This window comes from Amycolatopsis sp. NPDC051102 (assembly GCF_040682815.1).
Lineage (GTDB): Bacteria > Actinomycetota > Actinomycetes > Mycobacteriales > Pseudonocardiaceae > Amycolatopsis.
This window is the reverse complement of sequence record NZ_JBFBBT010000002.1, coordinates 536,673-556,158: the sequence shown is the minus strand read 5'-3', so window position 1 is coordinate 556,158 and position 19,486 is coordinate 536,673. Positions and strand designations below refer to the sequence as shown.

The 19,486-nt window shown below is 73.3% G+C and carries 19 protein-coding genes; 7 read left to right on the top strand and 12 right to left on the bottom strand.

Translation table 11 applies throughout. The annotated features are described in order from the left end of the window. Nucleotides 1–7: 7 nt before the first annotated feature. Genes AB0M93_RS08465 through AB0M93_RS08425 form a run of 9 tightly spaced genes read right to left on the bottom strand, consistent with a single transcriptional unit; the run spans nucleotide 8 to nucleotide 10,830 of the window. On the bottom strand, nucleotides 8–1,582 hold the full coding sequence (locus AB0M93_RS08465) for a class I adenylate-forming enzyme family protein (protein ID WP_364269807.1): 1,575 nt from the start codon (nucleotides 1,580–1,582) through the stop codon (nucleotides 8–10). After that, nucleotides 1,579–3,144, bottom strand: coding sequence for a CoA transferase (locus tag AB0M93_RS08460; RefSeq protein ID WP_364269805.1), 1,566 nt, complete (start codon nucleotides 3,142–3,144; stop codon nucleotides 1,579–1,581). Before AB0M93_RS08460 ends, AB0M93_RS08465 begins: the two co-directional genes overlap by 4 nt. Continuing rightward, entirely contained in the window at nucleotides 3,141–3,926 is a 786-nt protein-coding gene (locus tag AB0M93_RS08455; RefSeq protein ID WP_364269803.1) for a methyltransferase, read from the bottom strand. Before AB0M93_RS08455 ends, AB0M93_RS08460 begins: the two co-directional genes overlap by 4 nt. 9 nt (nucleotides 3,927–3,935) lie before the next feature. Next, nucleotides 3,936–5,492, bottom strand: a complete 1,557-nt coding sequence (locus AB0M93_RS08450) for an AMP-binding protein (RefSeq protein ID WP_364270700.1) — start codon at nucleotides 5,490–5,492, stop codon at nucleotides 3,936–3,938. An 11-nt stretch (nucleotides 5,493–5,503) separates the two neighbouring features. Further along, nucleotides 5,504–6,862 (bottom strand): NAD(P)/FAD-dependent oxidoreductase, encoded by a 1,359-nt coding sequence (locus AB0M93_RS08445; protein WP_364269801.1) that lies wholly within the window; start codon nucleotides 6,860–6,862, stop codon nucleotides 5,504–5,506. After that, nucleotides 6,859–7,824 (bottom strand): UbiA family prenyltransferase, encoded by a 966-nt coding sequence (locus tag AB0M93_RS08440; RefSeq protein WP_364269799.1) that lies wholly within the window; start codon nucleotides 7,822–7,824, stop codon nucleotides 6,859–6,861. Before AB0M93_RS08440 ends, AB0M93_RS08445 begins: the two co-directional genes overlap by 4 nt. Beyond that, nucleotides 7,821–8,492: a methyltransferase domain-containing protein gene (locus tag AB0M93_RS08435; protein WP_364269797.1), complete on the bottom strand. Its 672-nt coding sequence runs from the start codon at nucleotides 8,490–8,492 to the stop codon at nucleotides 7,821–7,823. The genes AB0M93_RS08440 and AB0M93_RS08435 overlap by 4 nt, the downstream gene beginning before the upstream one ends. Beyond that, a complete protein-coding gene (locus AB0M93_RS08430) occupies nucleotides 8,489–9,628 on the bottom strand; it encodes a DegT/DnrJ/EryC1/StrS family aminotransferase (RefSeq protein ID WP_364269795.1) in 1,140 nt (379 codons plus the stop codon). Before AB0M93_RS08430 ends, AB0M93_RS08435 begins: the two co-directional genes overlap by 4 nt. Beyond that, nucleotides 9,625–10,830: a DegT/DnrJ/EryC1/StrS family aminotransferase gene (locus AB0M93_RS08425; RefSeq protein ID WP_364269793.1), complete on the bottom strand. Its 1,206-nt coding sequence runs from the start codon at nucleotides 10,828–10,830 to the stop codon at nucleotides 9,625–9,627. The genes AB0M93_RS08430 and AB0M93_RS08425 overlap by 4 nt, the downstream gene beginning before the upstream one ends. A gap of 388 nt (nucleotides 10,831–11,218) precedes the next feature. Between AB0M93_RS08425 and AB0M93_RS08420 the strand changes: the two genes are divergently transcribed. The 6 genes from AB0M93_RS08420 to AB0M93_RS08395 are packed head-to-tail and all read left to right on the top strand — an operon-like array spanning nucleotide 11,219 to nucleotide 16,548. Next, nucleotides 11,219–12,070 (top strand): hypothetical protein, encoded by an 852-nt coding sequence (locus tag AB0M93_RS08420; RefSeq protein ID WP_364269791.1) that lies wholly within the window; start codon nucleotides 11,219–11,221, stop codon nucleotides 12,068–12,070. Beyond that, nucleotides 12,060–12,914, top strand: a complete 855-nt coding sequence (locus AB0M93_RS08415) for a sugar phosphate isomerase/epimerase family protein (protein ID WP_364269789.1) — start codon at nucleotides 12,060–12,062, stop codon at nucleotides 12,912–12,914. Before AB0M93_RS08420 ends, AB0M93_RS08415 begins: the two co-directional genes overlap by 11 nt. After that, nucleotides 12,908–14,176 carry a M20/M25/M40 family metallo-hydrolase gene (locus AB0M93_RS08410; RefSeq protein ID WP_364269787.1) on the top strand — a complete coding sequence of 423 codons (1,269 nt, stop codon included), beginning with the start codon at nucleotides 12,908–12,910 and terminating at the stop codon, nucleotides 14,174–14,176. The genes AB0M93_RS08415 and AB0M93_RS08410 overlap by 7 nt, the downstream gene beginning before the upstream one ends. Next, the gene (locus AB0M93_RS08405) at nucleotides 14,157–15,248 is read left to right on the top strand and encodes an Ldh family oxidoreductase (RefSeq protein ID WP_364269785.1); all 1,092 of its coding nucleotides are present in this window, start codon (nucleotides 14,157–14,159) and stop codon (nucleotides 15,246–15,248) included. Before AB0M93_RS08410 ends, AB0M93_RS08405 begins: the two co-directional genes overlap by 20 nt. After that, nucleotides 15,245–16,147 (top strand): Gfo/Idh/MocA family oxidoreductase, encoded by a 903-nt coding sequence (locus AB0M93_RS08400; RefSeq protein ID WP_364269783.1) that lies wholly within the window; start codon nucleotides 15,245–15,247, stop codon nucleotides 16,145–16,147. The genes AB0M93_RS08405 and AB0M93_RS08400 overlap by 4 nt, the downstream gene beginning before the upstream one ends. Beyond that, on the top strand, nucleotides 16,144–16,548 hold the full coding sequence (locus tag AB0M93_RS08395; protein ID WP_364269781.1) for a hypothetical protein: 405 nt from the start codon (nucleotides 16,144–16,146) through the stop codon (nucleotides 16,546–16,548). Before AB0M93_RS08400 ends, AB0M93_RS08395 begins: the two co-directional genes overlap by 4 nt. 60 nt (nucleotides 16,549–16,608) lie before the next feature. Here the strand turns inward: AB0M93_RS08395 and AB0M93_RS08390 are convergent, their stop codons facing one another. Genes AB0M93_RS08390 through AB0M93_RS08380 form a run of 3 tightly spaced genes read right to left on the bottom strand, consistent with a single transcriptional unit; the run spans nucleotide 16,609 to nucleotide 18,773 of the window. Next, a complete protein-coding gene (locus AB0M93_RS08390) occupies nucleotides 16,609–17,142 on the bottom strand; it encodes an EF-hand domain-containing protein (protein WP_364269779.1) in 534 nt (177 codons plus the stop codon). 60 nt (nucleotides 17,143–17,202) lie between these two features. Beyond that, on the bottom strand, nucleotides 17,203–18,456 hold the full coding sequence (locus AB0M93_RS08385; RefSeq protein ID WP_364269777.1) for a nucleotide sugar dehydrogenase: 1,254 nt from the start codon (nucleotides 18,454–18,456) through the stop codon (nucleotides 17,203–17,205). Continuing rightward, complete coding sequence (locus AB0M93_RS08380) at nucleotides 18,453–18,773, bottom strand: hypothetical protein (RefSeq protein ID WP_364269775.1); 321 nt, start codon at nucleotides 18,771–18,773, stop codon at nucleotides 18,453–18,455. Before AB0M93_RS08380 ends, AB0M93_RS08385 begins: the two co-directional genes overlap by 4 nt. A 382-nt stretch (nucleotides 18,774–19,155) precedes the next feature. Between AB0M93_RS08380 and AB0M93_RS08375 the strand changes: the two genes are divergently transcribed. Continuing rightward, nucleotides 19,156–19,335, top strand: coding sequence for a KUP/HAK/KT family potassium transporter (locus tag AB0M93_RS08375; RefSeq protein WP_364269773.1), 180 nt, complete (start codon nucleotides 19,156–19,158; stop codon nucleotides 19,333–19,335). Nucleotides 19,336–19,486 lie beyond the last annotated feature (151 nt).

The following is a 19,486-nucleotide window of genomic DNA, read 5'->3' as shown; positions in this document are numbered from 1 at the left end:
TCGAACGTCAAGGGTCGGACAATGCCGGGGCCGTAGCCAGGCGGGTGAGTGTGGTCCGGCAAACTTTGCCGGTTGGACCCAGCGGCAGGGTGGGCAGGATGACGAGGTGTTCCGGGAGCTTGACCGGTTCGAGGTCGTGGCGGGTGCGGAGGTAGCCGGTCAGTTCGGCCAGACCGGGTGGAGGGTGACCGGGGTGGGGCACGACGCAGGCACACAGCCGTTCCCCCAGGTCCGGGTCCGGAACTCCTACGCAGCTGACCTCGGCCACGGCGGGATGGCCGGACAGGTACGTCTCGACCTCGGCCGGGCTGATCGTGCGGCCGCCGCGGAGGACGGTATCGCCGCGTCGGCCGGTTACGTGGAGCATGCCGCCGTCGTCGAGGAAGCCTTGATCGCCTGTGCGGACCCAGCCGTCGGCGGTGCGGTAGCGGGTGTTCAGTTCGGGGTCGGCCACATAGGACATCGGCGTCATGGGGCCGCGGGCGCGGATTTCGCCGGACGTGCCGGGAGGGAGCGGCCGGCCTGATTCGCCGGTGACGGTGATGGTGGCGACCGCTGGGTCGGGACGGCCGTCGACGGCGTTGTGGCAGTTCACGCCGTCGGTCGAGCCGTAGACGAGGATGACCGGGGTGCGGAACCGGGTTCGGATCCGCTGCTCGGCCGCCGGGGACATGGGGGCGCCGCTCGACACCAGTGCGCGGAGCCCGCGCGGGCGGCCCGTGCGATGACGCTCGGCGAGGCGGCTCAGCATCGTGGGCACGCCGAACACGTGGGTCGGTTCGTGCTCGTCGATCGTGCGTAGCGCAGCGCCGGGATCGAACCGCCGCGACACGAGGAGCGTCCCGCCCAGCGCCGCCACGGTGACCGGGACCCCGCACGAGCCGAACGACGAAGACAGCGGCACCAGCACCAGGTTCCGCATCGGGGTGTCGTCGGCTCCGTGGAGCGCGCGTACGTACCTTGCGCGCCCGCCCAGGAACGCGTCGTGCGAATAGGCCACCATCTTCGGTTCGGTCTCGGAGCCCGAGGACACGAGGATGCGCGCCGGGTCGCCGGGTGCGACCGCGGGTGCGGGCCGAGCGGCTCCTCGGGTGGCGAACTGCTCGGGGGCGATCGTCGCCCGCAGATGGGGCAGGTCACCGGTGCGCAGCTCGCCGTCGGACCCCTGGTCGACGAGCAAACCGGTCGCCCTGGCGCGGCGCAGGAGGCTCAGCGCGTCCCTGCTGCCGCGCCCGGTCGGGAACGGCATGGATACCGCGCCGATGGCGGCCACGGCCAGCTCGGCGGCGACGGCGTGCCTGCTGGCGACCATCCGGATGCCGATGATGTCGCGGGGGCCCAGCCCGGCGGTGAGCAACCCGGCCGCGGTCGCGGAGACGGCGTGGTCGAGTTCGGCGTAGGTGACGGGACCGGTGTCGTCGATGACCGCCTGCCGTCCCGGATGCGCGTCCACGTGTTCGGTGAACGACCGGTGGACGTCCTTGCCGGGGTACAGCCCGCGCGTCACCCACGCGCGCCGCAGTTGCCCGGGTACCAGGTCAGGGATCGCGATGCCCGTCGTCGACGTCCACACGGCGCTCACCGGAACTCCCACGGTTTCCGGTGCAGCGCGGCGGTGAAGCGGGGGTCGCTCCGGAGGGCGCCGAGGTCGGTCGTCACGGCCACCGCGGGGATGTCTCGCTCGCGCACGCGGGTCAGCACCTCCTCGGTCGACCACCGGCCGGTGTCCCCGGGAAACGGGCCGGACACCGCGACATAACCGTCCGCGGTCCGCAATGGACGGTGAAACTTCCGGTGCTCCCGCGGGACGGTGCTCGCCGCGGACAGCAGGGACGTGTCGATGCGACAGCCGGCAGCGCTGCGTTCCCTGCGGTGCAGCCCGGTGAGCACGCCCACCGCACACACCAGCCCGCCGAGGACGTCGGTGATCGTCATCAGGGAGGGCGCGGGTGGCTCGCCGGGCGGCCGCAGCGCGGCGGCGAGCCCGCTGTGCGCCTGGACGACGTAGTCCGTGCCGAGCGGTGGGTGCGAGCCCAGGTGCGGGCCCCAGCCGGACGCCGCCGCGTACACCAGCCCGGGACGTACCGCCGCGAGGTCGGGTGCGTCCAGGCCCCACGCCTCGGCCCGGCCCGGTGCCCAGTTGTGCAGGAACACGTCCGCGCCGGCTACCAGGTCCTTCGCCGCCGCCCGTCCGGAAGGCTCGGTGAGGTCCAGTTCGGCCACGTCTTTGCCGGCGTTCAGCGCCGCGAACCGCGCCGACACCCCGCCGACCAGGGGCGGCACCCCGCGGGCCGGGTCGCCGCCCGGCGGCTCGATGCGCAGCACGTCCGCGCCGAGCAGAGCGAGCACGTGCCCCGCCAGCGGGCCCTGGACCCGGCGCGCCGACTCCACCACCCGCACTCCCCGCAGTGGCGCGTCGATGCCGGGATCGGCCGCCGAAAGGCCGGGACCGTTCGGCAGAGGGGTGAAGGCCCATACCGGTACCGGTGATGCGTCACCGATCGGGACGACGCTCACTCCGCACGCGGTCCCGGCGCGGTCGATCGCCGTGAACGGGTGCGCGGCGAGCACTTCGTGCAGTGCGACGGGCAGGGGACAGATCGCGGTCGCGAACCGGTGCAGGAACGGCGGCCAGCCTTGCCGCAAAGCCGGTTCCGGAGCCCCTACCGTCCGCCAAAAGCGTTGCCAGTCCTCGGCGCGCAGGGTCTCGAGTTCGAACCGGACTCCGTCGGCCGACACGAACGGCGGCGGTGTGCCGACGGCGGGAGGTGGCTCGTCCGGCCCGCACGCCAGGTACTGGCCGACCGACAGCAGCGCGGCTTGGGCGACGGAGGTGCGCACGGCTCCCACCGGCACGCCGCGGGCTCGCGCGAACTCGGCGGCGAGCACCCCGGCGGTGGCGAGGACCCCGGCCGCCGCGGTCGCGTAGTCGATGCTCAGGGGTTCGGGGCCGCCCCGGGCGCGGCCGTGGACGTGCATGATCCCGCAGGCCGCCTGCACGAGCACCTCGTCGGTGAGCGGCAGGTCCACCGGGCCGGCCCAGCCGACGTCCGGTTCGACGGTGGTGCCGCCCGCGCCGAGCGCGGCGAGGTGGTCACGGGCGAGGCGGGCCGCCGGGTGGGTGGCGGGCAGGGTCGCGGTCATGCCGGACGCCGCCCGCGCACGGTGTAGAACAGGCAGGAACAGGCGCGGAAGTCCGCGTGCGTCATGACGTCCCGCACGCGGGCGAGGTCGTCGTCGGAGAACCCGGCCGCGACGAACTTGTCCCGCAGGTGCCGGGTGTGGTGCACGAGAAGCTGCAGCCCGGGCGAATCCCGGTCCCACAGCGAGACGTGCGGCCGCGCCTCGACCCGCTCCAGCCCGGCGGCGGTCATCGCCGCCCCCACCGAACGTCCCCAGGTGCCCAGCGCCCCCGCGCTGCGCATCAGCTCCGCCTTGGCGTCGAGGAACCGTTCGTACAGCTCGATGTCCGGCCCGGCCAGGGCAGGACCGTAGGCGATGTCGAACTCGTCGAGCTGGAGCCAGCCGCCCGGCTTCAACGCCTGCACCAGCTTGTCGAGCACCGCGCGGCGTTCGGGCAGGTGGAGCAGGACCAGCCGGGCGTGGATCAGGTCGAACCGCCGCTCCGGCAGGGGATCGTGGACGACGTCGTGCCGTTCGACGCCGAGGCCGGGGGCCGCGTGGACGTGCCGGGGGTTGATGTCGGTCGCGAGGACACCGCCGGTGGGGGCGACCCGGCCGGCGAGCCAGTGCGCGATGCTGCCGCCGCCCGCGCCGACCTCGAGGCACTGCCATCCCGGACCCACGCCGGTGGCGGCGAGTGAGCTGGTGGTGGCCGGGTCGTAGGCCGCGGCCAGGCAGCGGTGCTGCTCGTCGCTGTGGGTGTTGTCGTTGTCGAAGACGTAGCGCCGGCCGGCGAGGGTCATCGGGCTCCTTCAGGTCCAGCGCCCGGAACCCGCGGGTGCGGTGTTCCCGGTGAGCGCGGCGAGCAGGGCGGTGCGGCGGACTTTCCCGGTGCCGGTGCGGGGGACGTCTTCCCGCGCCAGGACCAGGGGCTCGGCCATGGGCGGCAGGTCCGCGACCGCCGCCGACCAGGCCGCGGGGTCCAGCGTGCCGTCGGCGGCGACGACCACCGGCAGCGGTGGCGCGCCCGGCCGGCCGAGCACGACGCACTCGACCACGCTCCCGAGGCGGTCTTCGACCGCGTCTTCCACCGCGAGGCAGCTCATCCCCGGCACGGTGTCGACCTCGCGGTCGAGCAGCCGCACGGATCCGGTGCGGGTCAGCACCCCGAAGTCGCCGGTGTTCCACCACGCGTCCGCGCACTTGCCCGCGAACCGTTCGTCCTCGCCGACGTAGCCGAGGCAGCGGGCCGGGGTGCGGACCTGCACGACGCCTGGCCGCCCGCGGGGGACCGGACGCAGCGTGGCCGGGTCGACGACCCGCAGCCGCGTGCGCAGCGGCATGGGGTGGCCGGCGTTGCGCCAGGAGGCCGACTTCCGGCCGAGGAAGCGGAAGGTGATCGGCCCGGTCTCGCTCTGCCCCCACCCCTGCATCCACAGTGGACGCCGGCGCGCCGACGCGGCGAGGTAGCCGCGCACGGTCGGCGGGTGCACGGCGTCGTACGTGCTCACGAACAGCCGGACGTCCCGGAAGGGGTTGTCCAGCCGGGTGGTCAGCGGCTGGAGCCGCACGTAGCTCGCGGGGAGCCCTTCGACCACCGTCGGCGGGTGCGCGCGCAACACGGGGTCGGCCCCGTCGGGGTCGGCGTCGGTCAGCACCACGATCTTCCGCGGGGCGAGGCACACCACGCTTGCCGTCCAGCAGAACGTCCGGCCGTGCGCGTACGCGCTGACGGTCGTCACGGTATCGCTGCGCTGCACGCCGATCACCGGGATCCGGCCGGCCTCCACCCGGGCCAGGGCCCCGATGATGGTGCGCGTGGAGTGGGCCACCAGCTTGGGCAGCCCGGTCGTGCCGGAGGTGTGCATGATCACCAGCGGGTCGTCCGCGCGGGGCCGGACCGGGGGCGGCGCAGCGGCGTCGCGGAATTCGCCGACGTGGGTCGCGCCCGGGTGTTCGCCGTCGAGGGTGACCGTCACCCGGCAGGCGGCGGCCAGGTCGACTCCGACCGCGTGCCCCCTGGCCAGCACGTCCGCGGTCGTGACCAGGACTGCGGGGGCGAGCCGGCCGAGGAGGACGGCGAGCGGCTCGGGCGGCAGGGTTCCGGACAGCTTCGCCGGTACGGCACCGATCCGCACCGCCGCGCAGGCGAGCAGGTCGTAGTCCCAGTGGTTGTCCTTGACGATCGCGACGCGGTCGCCGCGTCGCGCTCCGGCCGCGGCGAGCCAGCCCGCCGCGGTCTGCACGAGCCGGGCGAGGGCGGGCACGTCGTGGGTCGTGCCGGCGTCCGGGGCGATGTCGAACGGGCGGTCCAGGTGCACGACCGATAGCACGCCCCGGTCGGCGCACTCGTCGAGCAGCACGCCCATGTCGTAGGGCTTCACACCCGCTCCTTCGCGCGAACCGGCGTCCGGAGGCGGGCGAGCACCCGGGACGCGGTGCGGGCCGCCGAGCGCACCGCGCCTTCGCTGCTGGGCCGCAGGAATTCCCAGTCACCCGCGTAGTCCACCGGGTACCGGCCGTCCCTCGCGGCGAATCCCGCACGCAGGCGCAGCGCCTCCGGGGTGGCCTCAGGCAACCCGTGGCGAAACCGGTGGGGGAACGTCGCCGTGACCGCGTCGGCCAATCCGGGCACGTACCGCGACGCGGGCTCGACGAGAGCGGCGGCGACGGTGTCGTCCGGGGCGTCCAGCAGCTTCGGGATCGCCGAGGGGTGGGTCATCAGCGTGAGCAGGCCGCGGCCGGCCGGTGCGCGGCCGGGGTGTTTGACGTGGTCGGCGATGATCCCGGCGAGCACCGGTTCCTCGGCGGCCGGAGTCAGCAGCGTGTAGAGCCGCTTGCGGGCGGGGAGCCGCAGCGGGCGGTCGAGCAGGCAGCTGACCTTCAGCGTCGGGGTGAACGTGCACGCGTCGATGAAGCGCCGTACGGGTTCGCGCTCGTCTGTGTGCAGCCGCGCGGCGACGGGGGCCGGGACGCACAGCAGGGCAGCCTTGGCGGTGACCGGGCCGTGGTCGGTGGTGAGCACGGCGATCCCGGTGTCGGCGGCCACCCGCGTGATCGTGGTGCCGGTGTGCACGTCGAGGCGCTCGGCGAGCTCGCGGGCGAGGGTGTCCATGCCGTCGCGGTAGGTGCACCACGTCGAGGGCGGCCCGACGTCGAGCATGAGGCTGACGAACGGTGCGGCGGCCGAGCGTTCCGGCCGCCAGCCGAAGAAGCTGCCCACCACCGGCTGGAACAGGTAGTCGTGCAGGTCGGGGTGGTACCGGCGGGCGAGGTCGGCGACGGTGGTGGCGCCCAGCGGACTCGCCTCGGGTACGTCGGGGTCGAACCGCCGCCGGTGCCGGGCCGCCCAGGCCAGGAACCGGGCCAGGTCGACCCGGGCCCGCAGGCCGAGCCCGGCGCCGCCGACGAGGCCGCGGGGGTCGGAGACCCCGCTGTGCGCCGCGCCGTCGCGCCACATCGCGATGGGGCCGCCGATCCGCGGCAAGTCCGCCTCGGACAGCCCGGCCCGGCGCAGCAGTTCCCACGTCGCGCGGTACCCGCTCGACGGGATCTGCTCCGCGCCCTCGTCCATCGTGTAGCCGGCGTGGCGGTGGCTCGCCATCCGGCCGCCGACCCGGTCCCGCGTTTCGAAGACCCGCACTGAAAGGCCCGACCGGACCAGTTCGTGCGCGGCGGTCAGCCCGGCGATCCCGGCGCCCACCACCGCGACGTCGACGTCGGTCTCCCGGCCGCTCACTTCGTCACCGCCAGGAGCAGGTTCGCGGCCACGAGCAGCCCGGCGCCCACCCGGTGGGCGGTGAACCCGATCGCCCGGGCGCGCAGGATGTCGCCGCGCGGCCCGAACCCGATGCCGAACTGGCGGGCCCGCAGGACGGTGACGGGCAGCATCAGCAGGACGAACCACCACGGGGCCACGCCGGTCGCCGACGCCGCCGCGCCGAGCAGGAACTCCGCCACCGACAGGGCCGCGACGAACCGCCGGTTGCCGCGGGGCGTCGTCAGCGCGGCCACCGTCGGCCGCCCGACCGAGCGGTCGCCCGCGATGTCGTTGGTGTTCGAGTACACGCCGAACAGCAGCGGCCCGAGCCCGAACAGCAGCGCCTGCACGAGCACGAATCCGTCGAAGCGGCCGGTGATCAGGCCGTAGGGCGCGAGCACCATGACCCACCCCAATGCGGCGATGTACGCCTCCTGGAAGCCGTGGTAGCTGATCTTCAGGCCGTAGGAGTACTGGATTCCGAAGACGAAGTTGGTCACGATCAGCCAAACCGTCCACTGTGGAGCGTGCGGCGCGGCCGCCACCGTGACGATGAAGACGGCGGCGCCCGCGAAGGCCGTGAGCCAGCCGAAGCGCACGACCTCGCGCTCGGTCAGTGCGCCGGTCACCAGGGGCTTGCGCCGGGCCCGGCGCAGGGACGGGTCGGCGCGGTAGTTGGCGGGATCGCTGCCATCGCGGTAGCCGGTGAGGTCGTCGAACGCGACCAGCGAGGCGGTCATCAGGACGGCGCCGAGCCCGAACAGGCCGAGCGTGCCCAGGGCCGCGGGGTCGAAGGCGCCGATCGGCAGGACGACGGCGGACAGGACGATCGGCAAGCTGAGGTAGTAGTCGAAGACGTCGAGCTTCGCCAGCCGCGCGTAACTGACGAGCTTGGGCTCGCCCGCGGTGGACGGTACCGCCCGGACGGTGCTGCCGGTCATCGGCCGGCCTGCTCGCCGATCGCGATGAGCGCGGCGAACGAGTGGTCGCCACCGTAGTCGATCACCTGCTCGTCGACGACCTCGGCGCCCGGCAGCAGCCGGACGTAGTCTTCGAGCGGGCGCAACCGCGACCACCTGCTGACCGGGACGCTCGCGTGCTCGTACTCGACGAGCGTGAGGTACCGCGTGGACGCCGCGATCACCCGGCAGGCCTCGGCGAGCCGGCCCTCGTCGAGCACGTGCATGAGGACCCACACGCACACCGCGGCGTCGTACCGTTCGCGGGGCGGGGACATCCGGTCCGCCCGGACGCACTCGAACTCCACGGCGGGCAGCCGGGCGCAGGCGGCCCGGGCCTGCTCCAGCATCGCCGGTGTCATGTCGATCGCGTGCACCCGGTCGGCGTGCGCCGCGACGGTCGGGGTGAGCCGTCCGATGCCGCAGCCGATCTCCAGGGCGCGGCGCGGCCGCCGGCCGAGGCGGTCCGCGACGAGCGCGAGCTGTCCGGCCACGACGGCGCGGGTCCGCTCGGTGACGCCGGCGTTCAGGCTGTCCGGCTGAGAGGCCCGCATGACCCGGCTCAGGCCGGTTCGCCGCGCGCGCTCGCGCCACTGCCCGGCGATCTCGTCCTCGGTGACGGTCTCGATGTCGCCTGCCGTCGTGTTCACGGGCGGGGATCCTTCCGGTCGGCGAACGAGCACACCGCGGTGGCGATGTGCTCGACCTGGGCGTCGCTCAGGTGGGGGTAGACGGGGAGGGCGAGGATGGTCTCGCCGGCGGCCGCCGCGTTCGGCCACGCCGCCCCGGGCGGGGCGTAGCGGGCGAACGCGGGCTGCGCGGGCAGCGGGGCCGGGTAGTACACGTGCGTGCCGATCCCGAGCGCGGCGAGGTGCGCGGCCAGCTCGTCGCGGCGCTCGGCCCGCAGGCAGTAGACGTAGTAACAGCGCCCGTCCCGGCCGGGCGGTGGCGGTGTGATGCCCCGGTCGGCCAGGGGAGTGAACCGTTCGGTGTAGTACGCGGCGATGTCGGCGCGGCGGGCGAGCCGGGCGGCGAGGCCGGGGAGGCGCCGCAGCTGGAAGGCGGCCTGCACTTCGTCGAACCGGCTGTTGTACCCGACGACGTGGTGGACGAAGCGCCGCCTGCCGTCCTGCCCGTGGTTGCGCAGCATGCGCACGGTCGCGGCGAGCTCGGGGTTCCCGGTGACCACGACGCCGCCTTCGCCCGGCATCCCGAACGACTTCACCTGGACGAACGAGAAGACGCCCGCGTCGCCCCACGTTCCCGCGGGCCGGCCGCGCAGGGTGGCGCCCTGGGCGACGGCGGAGTCCTCGACGAGACGCAGCCTGTGCCGCGCGGCGATGTCCTCGAAGGCGGGCATGTCGGCCATGACCGAGAACTGGTGCGCGGGCACGATCGCTTTGGTGCGCGAGGTGATCGCCGCTTCGGCGAGCCCCGGATCCAGGGTCATGGTGTCCGGCCGCACGTCGGCGAACACCGGCGTGGCGCCCGCGGTGACGACGGTCGCGGCGATCGGGGCACAGCCGAACGCGGGCACCACCACTTCGTCGCCGGGGCCGATGCCCAGTGCGGCGAGCACGAGCGACAGGGCGGACGTGCCGCTGCCGCAGGCCACCACGTCGGCGCCGGCGACCGTTTCGCGCAGCGCGTGTTCGAAGCGTGCGGTGTGTTCACCCAGGATGAACCGCTGATCGAGCGCCGTGCCGACGTCGCGGACGATTTCGATCAGGGTGTCCCGGTCGGCCTCGAACAGGTCCGGCGGGAAGAACGGCAGCGTCGCGGTCATGACGTGCTGCCCGTGTAGTGGCGCCGGATTTCCGCGCAGACCCGGTCGACCTCGGCGATCGTGAGGTCAGGGTGCAGCGGCAACGCGATCGTGTGGCGACAGGCCTCCTCCGCGTGCGGGAAGTCGCCCGGCCGGTGGCCGAGGTCGGCGAAGCACGGCTGCAGGTGCAGCGGAACCGGGTAGTAGACCTCGGTGCCGATGCCCGCGGCGGTCAAAGCGGTCGCGAGGCGGTCGCGGTCCTCGGCCTCGATGACGTAGACGTAGCAGACGTCGCGGTCGTCCCCGCCGTCGGTCAGTGGACCGGGTACGCGGCGCACGCCGGGGACGCCGGCCAGCCGCTCGGTGTAAGCGGCGGCCAGCTTCGCGCGCCGGGCGATGTCTCGGTCCAAAGTGGATAGCTTGGCGAGCAGCACGGCGGCCTGGACGTCGTCCATCTTGCTGTTCACGCCGACCAGTTCGCTGCCGGTCTTGATGGCGGGGAAGTCACCGATGGTCGCGCCGGGGCGGCCGTGGTGGCGTAGCGCGGCGACGCTCGCGGCGATTCCGGCGTCGTCGGTGAGCACTGCGCCGGCGTCGCCGAGGGCTCCGAGCGTCTTGCTGGGGAAGAACGACAGCACGCCGCCCACACCGTGCAGCCCGGCGTGCTTGCCGTGCCGCCGCATGCCGATCGCTTCGGCGCTGTCCTCCAGCAGGGTGAGCCCGTGCCGGGATGCGAGGGTGCTGAACGCGGCGACGTCGGCCATCCGGTCGAACAGGTGCACCGGCATGACCGCGCGCGTGCGAGGCGTGATCGCCTGCGCCGCCGATTCCGGGCACATCTGGCAGGTCGCCGGATCGATGTCGGTGAACTGGGGCCGCCCGCCCGCGTGCACGACCGAGGTCGCGGTGGCCACGAACGTGAACGCCGGCACGAGTACGCCCGCGCCGTCGCCCAGCCCGCACGCGCGCAGCAACAGGATCAGGGCGTCGGTGCCGCTGTTGACACCGACGACGTGGGCCGCTCCGGTGTACTCGGCCAGCCGGTGTTCCAGCCGGGCGACCTGTGGACCGTGGGAGAACTTCCCGCTGTCGGCGACTTCGTGCAGCCGCGCCTCGATTTCCGGCCACAGCCGCCGGAAGCCGGCCGCCTGGGTGAAGAACGGGATCGGCGCCGGCTCGACGATGGGCTCGTTTCCCTTGTGGGGAAGGGAGGTTACGGACATGGCTCCTCGTCTGCCGCGGGTGGACACCTTCGAACGTAGCCCGCCCCGAGCGAGGGCGGCGAGGACTTCGGACCGGAATCATCCGGTCGAGGTGGGGGCATGACTCAATGGACCAACGCCCGGCGACGCAGCGCGAAGACGGATGCCGGGTCCGCCGGACCTGAGGTTCGCAGCCGGGCGGTCGTTTCGCTACGGTCGACCGTGTTCTCGTTGCCACGCATGGCGAAAACCACGCCAAGAAGAAGGGACGGCGATGCCGCACACGGTGGTCGTAGGGCTCGGGCGGTCGGGCGCGGGCCTGCACGTGCCGGTGCTGACGCGCTTGCGCGCGGAATTTCCGGAATTGCTCGGATCTCAGTCGATCGTGGGATTCGACATCCGTGCCGGAATGGCTCTGCGTGACGGCGGTGTGGAATTCGTCGCGGACTCGCTCGACCGGCTCGCCGCGCTGGTTCCGCCCGGCGACGCGGTCGTGCACGTGTGCACGCCACCCGCCACCCGGGTGGACGTGCTCACCTCCCTTGCCCGGCAGGGGTTTCGGCGGCTGGTGGTCGAGAAGCCGGTCGCCGGGGACCTCGCCGCGCTCGCGGCGATCGAGCGGCTGCGGGACCGCCACGGCCTCGACGTGGTCGTCGTGACGCACTGGCTCGCCTCCGTCCTCACCCGGCGGCTCGAGCGGCTGGTGCGGTCCGGAGAGCACGGTCCGCTCGCGACGATCGCGGTGCGCCAGGACAAGCCGAGGTTCGCCCGTGCGGGCGAACCGGCGCACGCCGATGCGTTCGACGTGGAGATCCCGCACGCGCTGGCGGTCGCGCTCACCCTCGCCGGACCGGCCGAGCTGATCGGTGCCGGGTGGACCGATCCGCACGCCGGGCCCTTGGCCGGGGCGTGGATTTCGGTGCAGCACCGCGACGGCCCGCGCACGACGATCCACTCCGACCTCACCTCACCGGTGCGCCGCCGCGAAATCACCCTGCGCCTGCGGGACACGACCGTGGTGGGCCACTACCCGGTCTCCGCCGACGACCACCACGCCCAGCTGCGGGTCGGTGCCGCTCCGCGCGAGGTGTTCGAAGACGAGGCGCTCGGTGCCTTCCTGCTCGCTGCCTACCGCTACTTCGCGGGCGCGGCGGGCGCACCGCCCGGCGAATTCGCCGTGCACGCGGCGGTGGTGCGGTTGCTGGCCGCGGCCCGTGACGCCGCCCGCTCGCCCGAGAACCTGCCCGCTCATGCCGGCTGAGGCGTGGCCGCCCGGCGGCCTGGCCGGGATCGGTGACGAGGCGGCGCCGGACGTCGACGGCCAGCTCGCCGCCGTGCGGGCCCTCGGCTGGGACGCGGTGGAGCTGCGCACCGTCGACGGGCTCGCGGTCGCCGACCTCGACCGCGCCGCGCGCGACCGGCTGGTCCGCGCGGTGCATGCGGCCGGGATCCGGGTGGTGTGCCTCGACTCCCGGATCGGCGGCTGGGCGGGCACGATCGCCGACCCGCCGGATCGGGACATCGGCGAGCTGGCGGCGCTCGCCGAACTGGCCGCCGAGCTGGGCACCCGGCTGGTACGGATCATGTCCTACCCCAACGCCGGGCTGCCGGGCGCCGCATGGCGGCGGGCGGTCGTCGACCGGATCCGCGTGCTCGCCGACCTCGCGGCGGCGGCCGGGATCACCCTGCTGCACGAGAACTGCGCGGGCTGGGCCGCGACGAGTGCCGAGCGCACGCTCGACCTGCTCGACGCGGTCGGCAGCCCGGCCCTGCGGCTGCTGTTCGACGTCGGCAACGGCGTCGCGCACGGTTACGACGCGCCGTCGCTGCTGGCCGAGCTGGTCCCGTTCGTGGCCCACGTCCACGTCAAGGACGCGGTCGGCGGCGGGGCCGGCACGACCTACACGCTGCCGGGCGACGGCAAGGCCGGCGTGGCCGAATGCCTGCGGCTCCTCCGTGCGGGCGGCTACTCCGGCGCGCTGTCGATCGAGCCCCACCTCGCCACCCGCCCGCACGAGGGCTGGTGGGCGGACGTGACCGGCACAGTGTCGTTCATCGCCGCCGGCCGCCGGCTGGCGGAACTTGCCGGGGACACGCCGTGCTGAGCGCCGCCGACCACGACCTGCTCCTCGAACTGTTGCGCATTCCCACGGTCAACCCGCTCGAGGCGGCCGAAGAGGACACCGACCTACCGGCGGCGCAGCGGATCTTCGCCGCCGCGGCCGCCGACGCCGGGTTCACCACCGTCCACCACGCCGCGCCGGAGCCGGCGGTGCTCGATCGCGACGACGTGCCCTCGATCGTGCGTGACCGGGCCCGCGAACCGGGGTTCCTCGCCGCGCAGCCGAGCGTGGTGCTCCGCCGCGGCCCCGCCGGCGCACCGGCCGTCATGTTCAACGTCCACCTCGACACCGTCGCCGGCGCCGAGCCCGCCGGGTTCGACGGCGTCCGGTTCACCGGCCGCGGCGCCATCGACGCCAAAGGTCCCGCGGTGGCGCTGCTCGCCGGGGTGCGGGCCGCCCGAGGCGTGCTCGGCGACCGCGTCGCGGTGCTGGTGCAGGCGGTCGCGGGGGAGGAAGGCGGCGCGATGGGCGTCTACGGGACCCGGCCGCTCGTCGAGGCCGGGCACGTGGGGCGGCTCAACGTGTTCTGCGAGCCCACCGGCCTGCGCTACCTGACCAGGTCGACCGCGGCGATGACGGCGTGCGTGACCGTCGACGGCACCGGCAGCATCGACGACGACCCCGGCGCCGGGCACAACGCGACGGTGCTGCTCGGCTTCCTCGCCCAGCACTTCGCCACGGCGCTCGACGGCGCGGAACCGGGCGGGCGGGTGTGTGTCGCCGGACTGCACACCGGCACGGCCCACAACCGTGTGTACGGCACCGGCCGCCTGCTGCTCAACCTGTCGTACCCCTCGCTCGCCGCGGGCCGGCGCCTCGAGGCACACGTGACGCACGCCCTGAACGCCGGGCTCGCCGAGTTCCGCGACCGCTTCCGCGCGACCAGGGAACTGCACCGCACCGCCGGGCACGCCGAGCGGATCGTGTCCCTGCGATGGCACAAACGGGGCCTGCCCGCCCTGGACTGCCGCGACCGGTGGGCCGCCGAACTGCTCGACGCGGCGGACGTCGCCGCCTGGCCCGCGACCCGGCCCGCGTTCACCTGCGACGCCATCTGGATGCACGACGTGCCGGGGGCGGCCACCGTCGTCCTCGGACCGGGTGATCTCGCGGGCAACAACGCCCACGCCGCGGGCGAGTTCGCCGAACTGACCCAGCTCGACGCCTTCGCCGGCACCGTCACCCGCGTGCTCACCGAGTTCGCGGCGCGCCACGAGGAGGACCATGTCCCTGACGCTCCCTGACACCGGCATTCGCGTGCCGTACGCGGATCTGCTGGCGTTCACCACCCGCGTGTTCCACGATCGTGGCGTGCCCGCCGCCCGGGCGGAGACCGCCGCGACCGCCCTGCTGTACGGCGACCTGCACGGGCTCGGTTCCCACGGCCTCGCGAACTTGGGCCGGCTGTACCTGCCGCTGTTCGACACCGGACGGTGTGACCCCGCGGCCGAACCGGAAGTGATCCGCGACACCGGCTGCGCCGCCGTGGTGGACGCCGGAACCGCGCTCGGCCTGTGGGCGGCCACGGAGGCCGTGGACCTCGCGGCGGACAAGGCGCGTGACCACGGCGTCGGGCTCGTGTCGGTCCGGGGCGGCACGCACTTCGGCTGCGCCGGGCACCACGCGGCCGTCGCCGCCGGGCGCGGCATGATCGGGGTGGTCGCGAGCAACTGCGGCGGCCAGCGGATCGCGCGGCCGCCGGGGGGAGCGGTGGCGATGCTGGGCACCAATCCGCTGAGCGTCGCGGCGCCGGCGCTGCCGGACCGGCCGTTCGTCCTCGACATGAGCACGACCGTCGTGCCGACCGGCCGCATCCGGGCCGCCGCGCGGGCCGGCGAGGCGATCCCCAGTGGCTGGCTCGCCGACGAGCGGGGTCATCCGGTCACCGACCCGGCGGCGTTCGACCGCGGCGAGGCCCACCTGCGGTGGCTCGGCGGCGCCCCGGAAACCGGCGCCTACAAGGGCTTCGGGCTCGCGCTGGCGGTGGAGCTGCTCGCCGCGGCTCTGTCCGGCGCCGCGCTCGGGCCCGCGCCCGCCGCGCTGGCCGGCGACGGCGGACCGCACGGCACCGACGACGACATCGGCTACCTGGTGCTCGCCATTGCCCCGGAAACCCTGCGGCCCGGCGGTGGGTTCGCCGCGGTCGCCGCCACGATGTTCGGCACGCTGCTGGACTGCCCGCCCGCGGCCGGGGTGGCCGCGGTCCGCTACCCCGGGTGGCTGGAGGCCGAACGGGCCGCGGCCCACCGCAAGTCCGGCGTGCCGCTCGCCCGGGACGTCTACGAAGACCTGGTCGCGACGGGACTGCCGCGGTGATCCGGATCGGTCTCGTCGGCCTCGGCGTGATCGGGGCGTTCTACCGCGCCGCGATCACCGCCCGGCCGGACACCCGCCTCACCGCGGTGTGCGACTTGCGGCCCGAGCTGCTCGAGGGGTACGAGCCTGCCGCCTGCTACACCGACCATCGCCGGATGCTCGCCGAAGCCGGCTTGGACGCGGTGGTGGTCACGGTGCCCAACGACGCGCACGCCGCCGTGTGCCGGGACGCGCTCGCCGCCGGAGCCGCGGTGTGCGTCGAGAAGCCGCTGGCCACCACGCTGTCCGACGCCGTTGCCCTCGGTCGGCTGGCGCGTGCGTCGGGAACGCCGTTGTTCACTGCGTTCCACCGCCGGTACAACGACAACCTGCGTGCTCTGCGATCCACGGTGGACCAGCCGGTCCGGCACGTGACCGTGCGCTACCTCGAACGGATCGAGGACCACGTCGGGGTGGACGCCTGGTACCTCGACCCGGTGCGGTGCGGCGGCGGGTGCGTGGCCGACAACGGGCCGAACGCCTTCGACCTCGTCCGGTCGTTCCTCGGCGACGTCGCCGTCACCGGCGTCGAGATCGCGCGGACCGGCGGGGTGGACCGGCAGGCCGTGATCGCCTTGCGGGCGCCCGGCGGCGCGACCGCGCGGGTGGAGCTCGACTGGTCGTTCCCCGGCGAGGTCAAGGACGTGCGGATCGAGTCGGCGGGCGGTGCCGTCCGGTACGCGGATCTGCTCGCCGGCCACCCCGGGTTCAAGCAGTCGCTGGAACACGAATACCGCGGCGTAGTCGCGGAGTTCGCTGAACTCGTCCGGACCGGCGGGAGCGCCCCGGGCGACGGTGTCGCGGCACTTGAGCTCGTGGAGTCCTGCTACCGCGAGGAAAGCCGGGTGACCCGCGCGTGACGAACGAGAACGGCGCGAAGCGGACCATCCGGGGTGCGCTGGTGAAGGTCCTGCTGCACCGGCGCGAGGAGCGCGGCATGACCCTCGAACCGCACGCGAGCCGGTGCGTGCGCGAAGGGGAGGTGCATGAACTGGTGACCACCGACCACACCGAGACGGCGCCGGGCGCGCGGATCGACCGGGTGGGCTTCCTCGGGTTCGCCGAACTGCACAACGCGGGCGTGATCGACCGCGGCGACGAAGTCTGGATCGGCGGCCGGCTGGTCGGGACCGTGCACGGGTTCGACGCCTGCCACTTCCCGAACCACTACAACATCCTCATCGCCGCCCCGGCGCCGGTTTCGGGCGGTGACCTCGCGCTGGCCCCCGAGCTGCCCGTCACCTTCCGGCCGGTGACCTGAAGCGGCCCGCGCGAAAGCGGGGTGGCTCGTCCTCGGGCCACCCCGCTTCGTCGCGGGCTCTCAGCCGAGCAGCGGTACGTCCAGTTTGCCGTAGTGGAAGTTCCGCACCGCGGCCAGCAACTCGTCGACGGTCAGCTCACCGCTGTTGTCGGTGTCGATCTGCCGGAAGGCGTCCTGCGCGGTGGACTGGTCGACCCCGACGCCCTGGAGGTACGCGATGAACTCCTCCTGGTTGATCATGCCGTCGGCGTTGCGGTCGCACAGGCCGACGATCGCCTGCATGACCGGCCGCAGGACCCGGTTGAAGCTCGCTTCTCCCTCGGAGAACATGAGCTTCTCGTTGATCCGGATGAACTGGTCCTCGCTGACCGACCCGTTCGGCGGAACGCCCGCCTCCCGGGCGTGGAAGTCGAACAGATTGCGGAAGGCGTCGCGCAGCGCGGTGGCCTCCTTGGACCCGGGCTGGGCGCCGAACGCGCCCGCGACCCGCTCCGCCTCGCGTTCGAAGTCGGCGCGTTCCAGCGTGCCGCTGCCGTCGACGTCCCACTTGGCGAATCGCTGGCGGAGCCGGTCGGTGGTGATTGCGGTCGTCATGCCGGTGGAATCCTCTCTTTCGGATGGAAAACAGCCCGGCCCGGTGTGGACCGGGAAGAATCACAAATGCCGGACGGAGCTGCCGGAAATCTTTCCCCTGGTGTCCAGCAGCAGCCGGGACGCGTTCGCGAGCAGGACGAGGTCGTAATCGCGGTGGTCCTGCAGCAGAATGGTCAGGTCCGCGGCCGCCGCGGCGGTGCGGAGATCGGTTTCCCGGCGCAGCGGCCGGTCGCCCACGCCGACGTCGGCTGCGTGCGGATCGTGGTAGCTGACGTCCGCCCCCCGCGCGAGCAGCTGCGCCGCGATCGCCCGGGCGGGGGACTCGCGAACGTCCGGCACGTCCGGTTTGTAGGTCACCCCCAGGAGTAACACGGAAGCGCCTCGCAGGTTGCCGAGCAGCGCTTCCGCCCGGTCCACCACACGGGTGGGCAGGTGTTCGTTGACGCGGGCGGCCGCTTCCACCAGCGTGAACGTGAAACCCTCCTGGGCGGCCCGCGTGGTCAGGTACACCGGGTCGACGGGAATGCAATGCCCGCCCACGCCGGGGCCTGGGCTGAACGACGCGAACCCGAACGGTTTCGTGCCCGCGCAGTGCACCACGTCCCACACGTCGATGCCGACTGCGTCGCAGTACCGGGCGAACTCGTTGACCAGCGCGATGTTCACGAACCGGTAGGTGTTCTCGAGCAGCTTGGCCAGCTCGGCTTCCCGCGTCCCCCTGGCCACCACCACCGCGTCGACGAACCGGCTGTAGAACGTGGCGCAGTACTTCGCGCACAGCGGTGTGTGGCCGCCGATGACTTTGGGTGTGTCGGCGAGACCGAATCGCGTGTTGCCCGGGTCGATCCGTTCCGGGGCGAACGCCAGGTAGAAGTCCTCACCCGCGCGCAGCCCGCTGCGCCGCTCGAGGATCGGCAGCACCACCTCCTCCGTCGTGCCGGGGAAGCTGGTCGACTCGAGCACGACCAGCGTGCCCGGCCGCAGCCGGTCGCCGACGGTGGCGGACGCCGTGCGAAGCGGGCCGAGGTCCGGGGCACGATCGCCGGTCAGGCCGGTCGGCACGCAGATCGCGACCACGTCCGCCGCGCCGAGTTGCGCCGGGTCAGTGCTCGCGGTGAACCCGGAGCCGAGCATGGCGAAGACGTCGGCGTCGGAAACTCCCGAGACGGGTGACCGGCCGGCGGCCAGCGTGGTGACCACGGTTTCGTCGACGTCGAAACCGGCGGCGCGAAGCCCTGAGCGGCAGGCCAGCTCGGCGAGTGGCAGGCCGGCGTAGCCCAGCCCGACCACGACCAGATCGACGCCGGGTCTCACGTGCCGACCGAGAACGAGCCGGTGCCCGGCGCGACGTGCGTGCCGTACTCGGGTTGCACCGAGACGCTCGGCGTTAGGCACAGGGGATCGCTGTAGGTGTTGACCACCTCGTCGGTTTCGTTGATGAGCACGTGCGCGGCGGCCGGCAGCTTCTGGCAACCCGCCGGGTCTTCCCACCGGTCAAGTTCCTGTAATTCCGTGGAAAACACGACGACTCGACCATTCGCCGTGGTGGGCTCCGCGAAAGCCATCGGCCCCGCGAAGACCGGTACCGTACAGAGTACAATTGCCGCAGCCAAGGACGGCAGTTTCCTCATCATTACCTCCACGGATTTCGCGACTTCTCCGATCGAATTTAGCAACGCAGGAGAGGCGCGTCAGGGGGTTCGGGGGCACTGGCCCGTAAAGGGTGGGGCGGCTGCGCCGAAAGATCTGGAGACGACCACGCAGCGTCGTTCGGACCCGCTGTGTCGCACGCAAATCGTGTACTGAGTGTGTTCCCCGAGATGCACATGGTGATCGTAGGGTGACGAACTGGGCCGGCCGACATCCGGGCCGGTCTTGGGATGCGCTGCTCTGCCGCTCCGACGAGGGACTACCCGCGCTGACGATCGCGCCGGAACGAGCCCGGTGCGGCGGGCCGATATGGTCCGGTTTCGGTGTGCCGGACGGATGGCTGTCCGGCTGGAGGAGGCAGGCGTGAGTGACGGGACGGCCGAGGTGGAGACGTCGTCCGCGCGGGACACGGTCCGGCTCGGGCTCGTGATCGGCGCGCTCGGGGTGGTGTTCGGCGACCTCGGGACCAGCCCGATCTACACGCTGCAGACGGTCTTCGACCCGGCCGACCCGCTGAACGTGGCAGCGACCATCTGGAGGTGACGGCTCCATACCCGCGCGCAGTTTGGTCTAGTCGATGAGATGGTCCTCGTGGATGTAGAGCGTCCTCGACCTGTCGGTCCTCGCGTGGCGTTCGCACCGCCCGACCGGCACGGACGAGGTCCGGATCGAGCACAACGGCGTCAGCATCGTC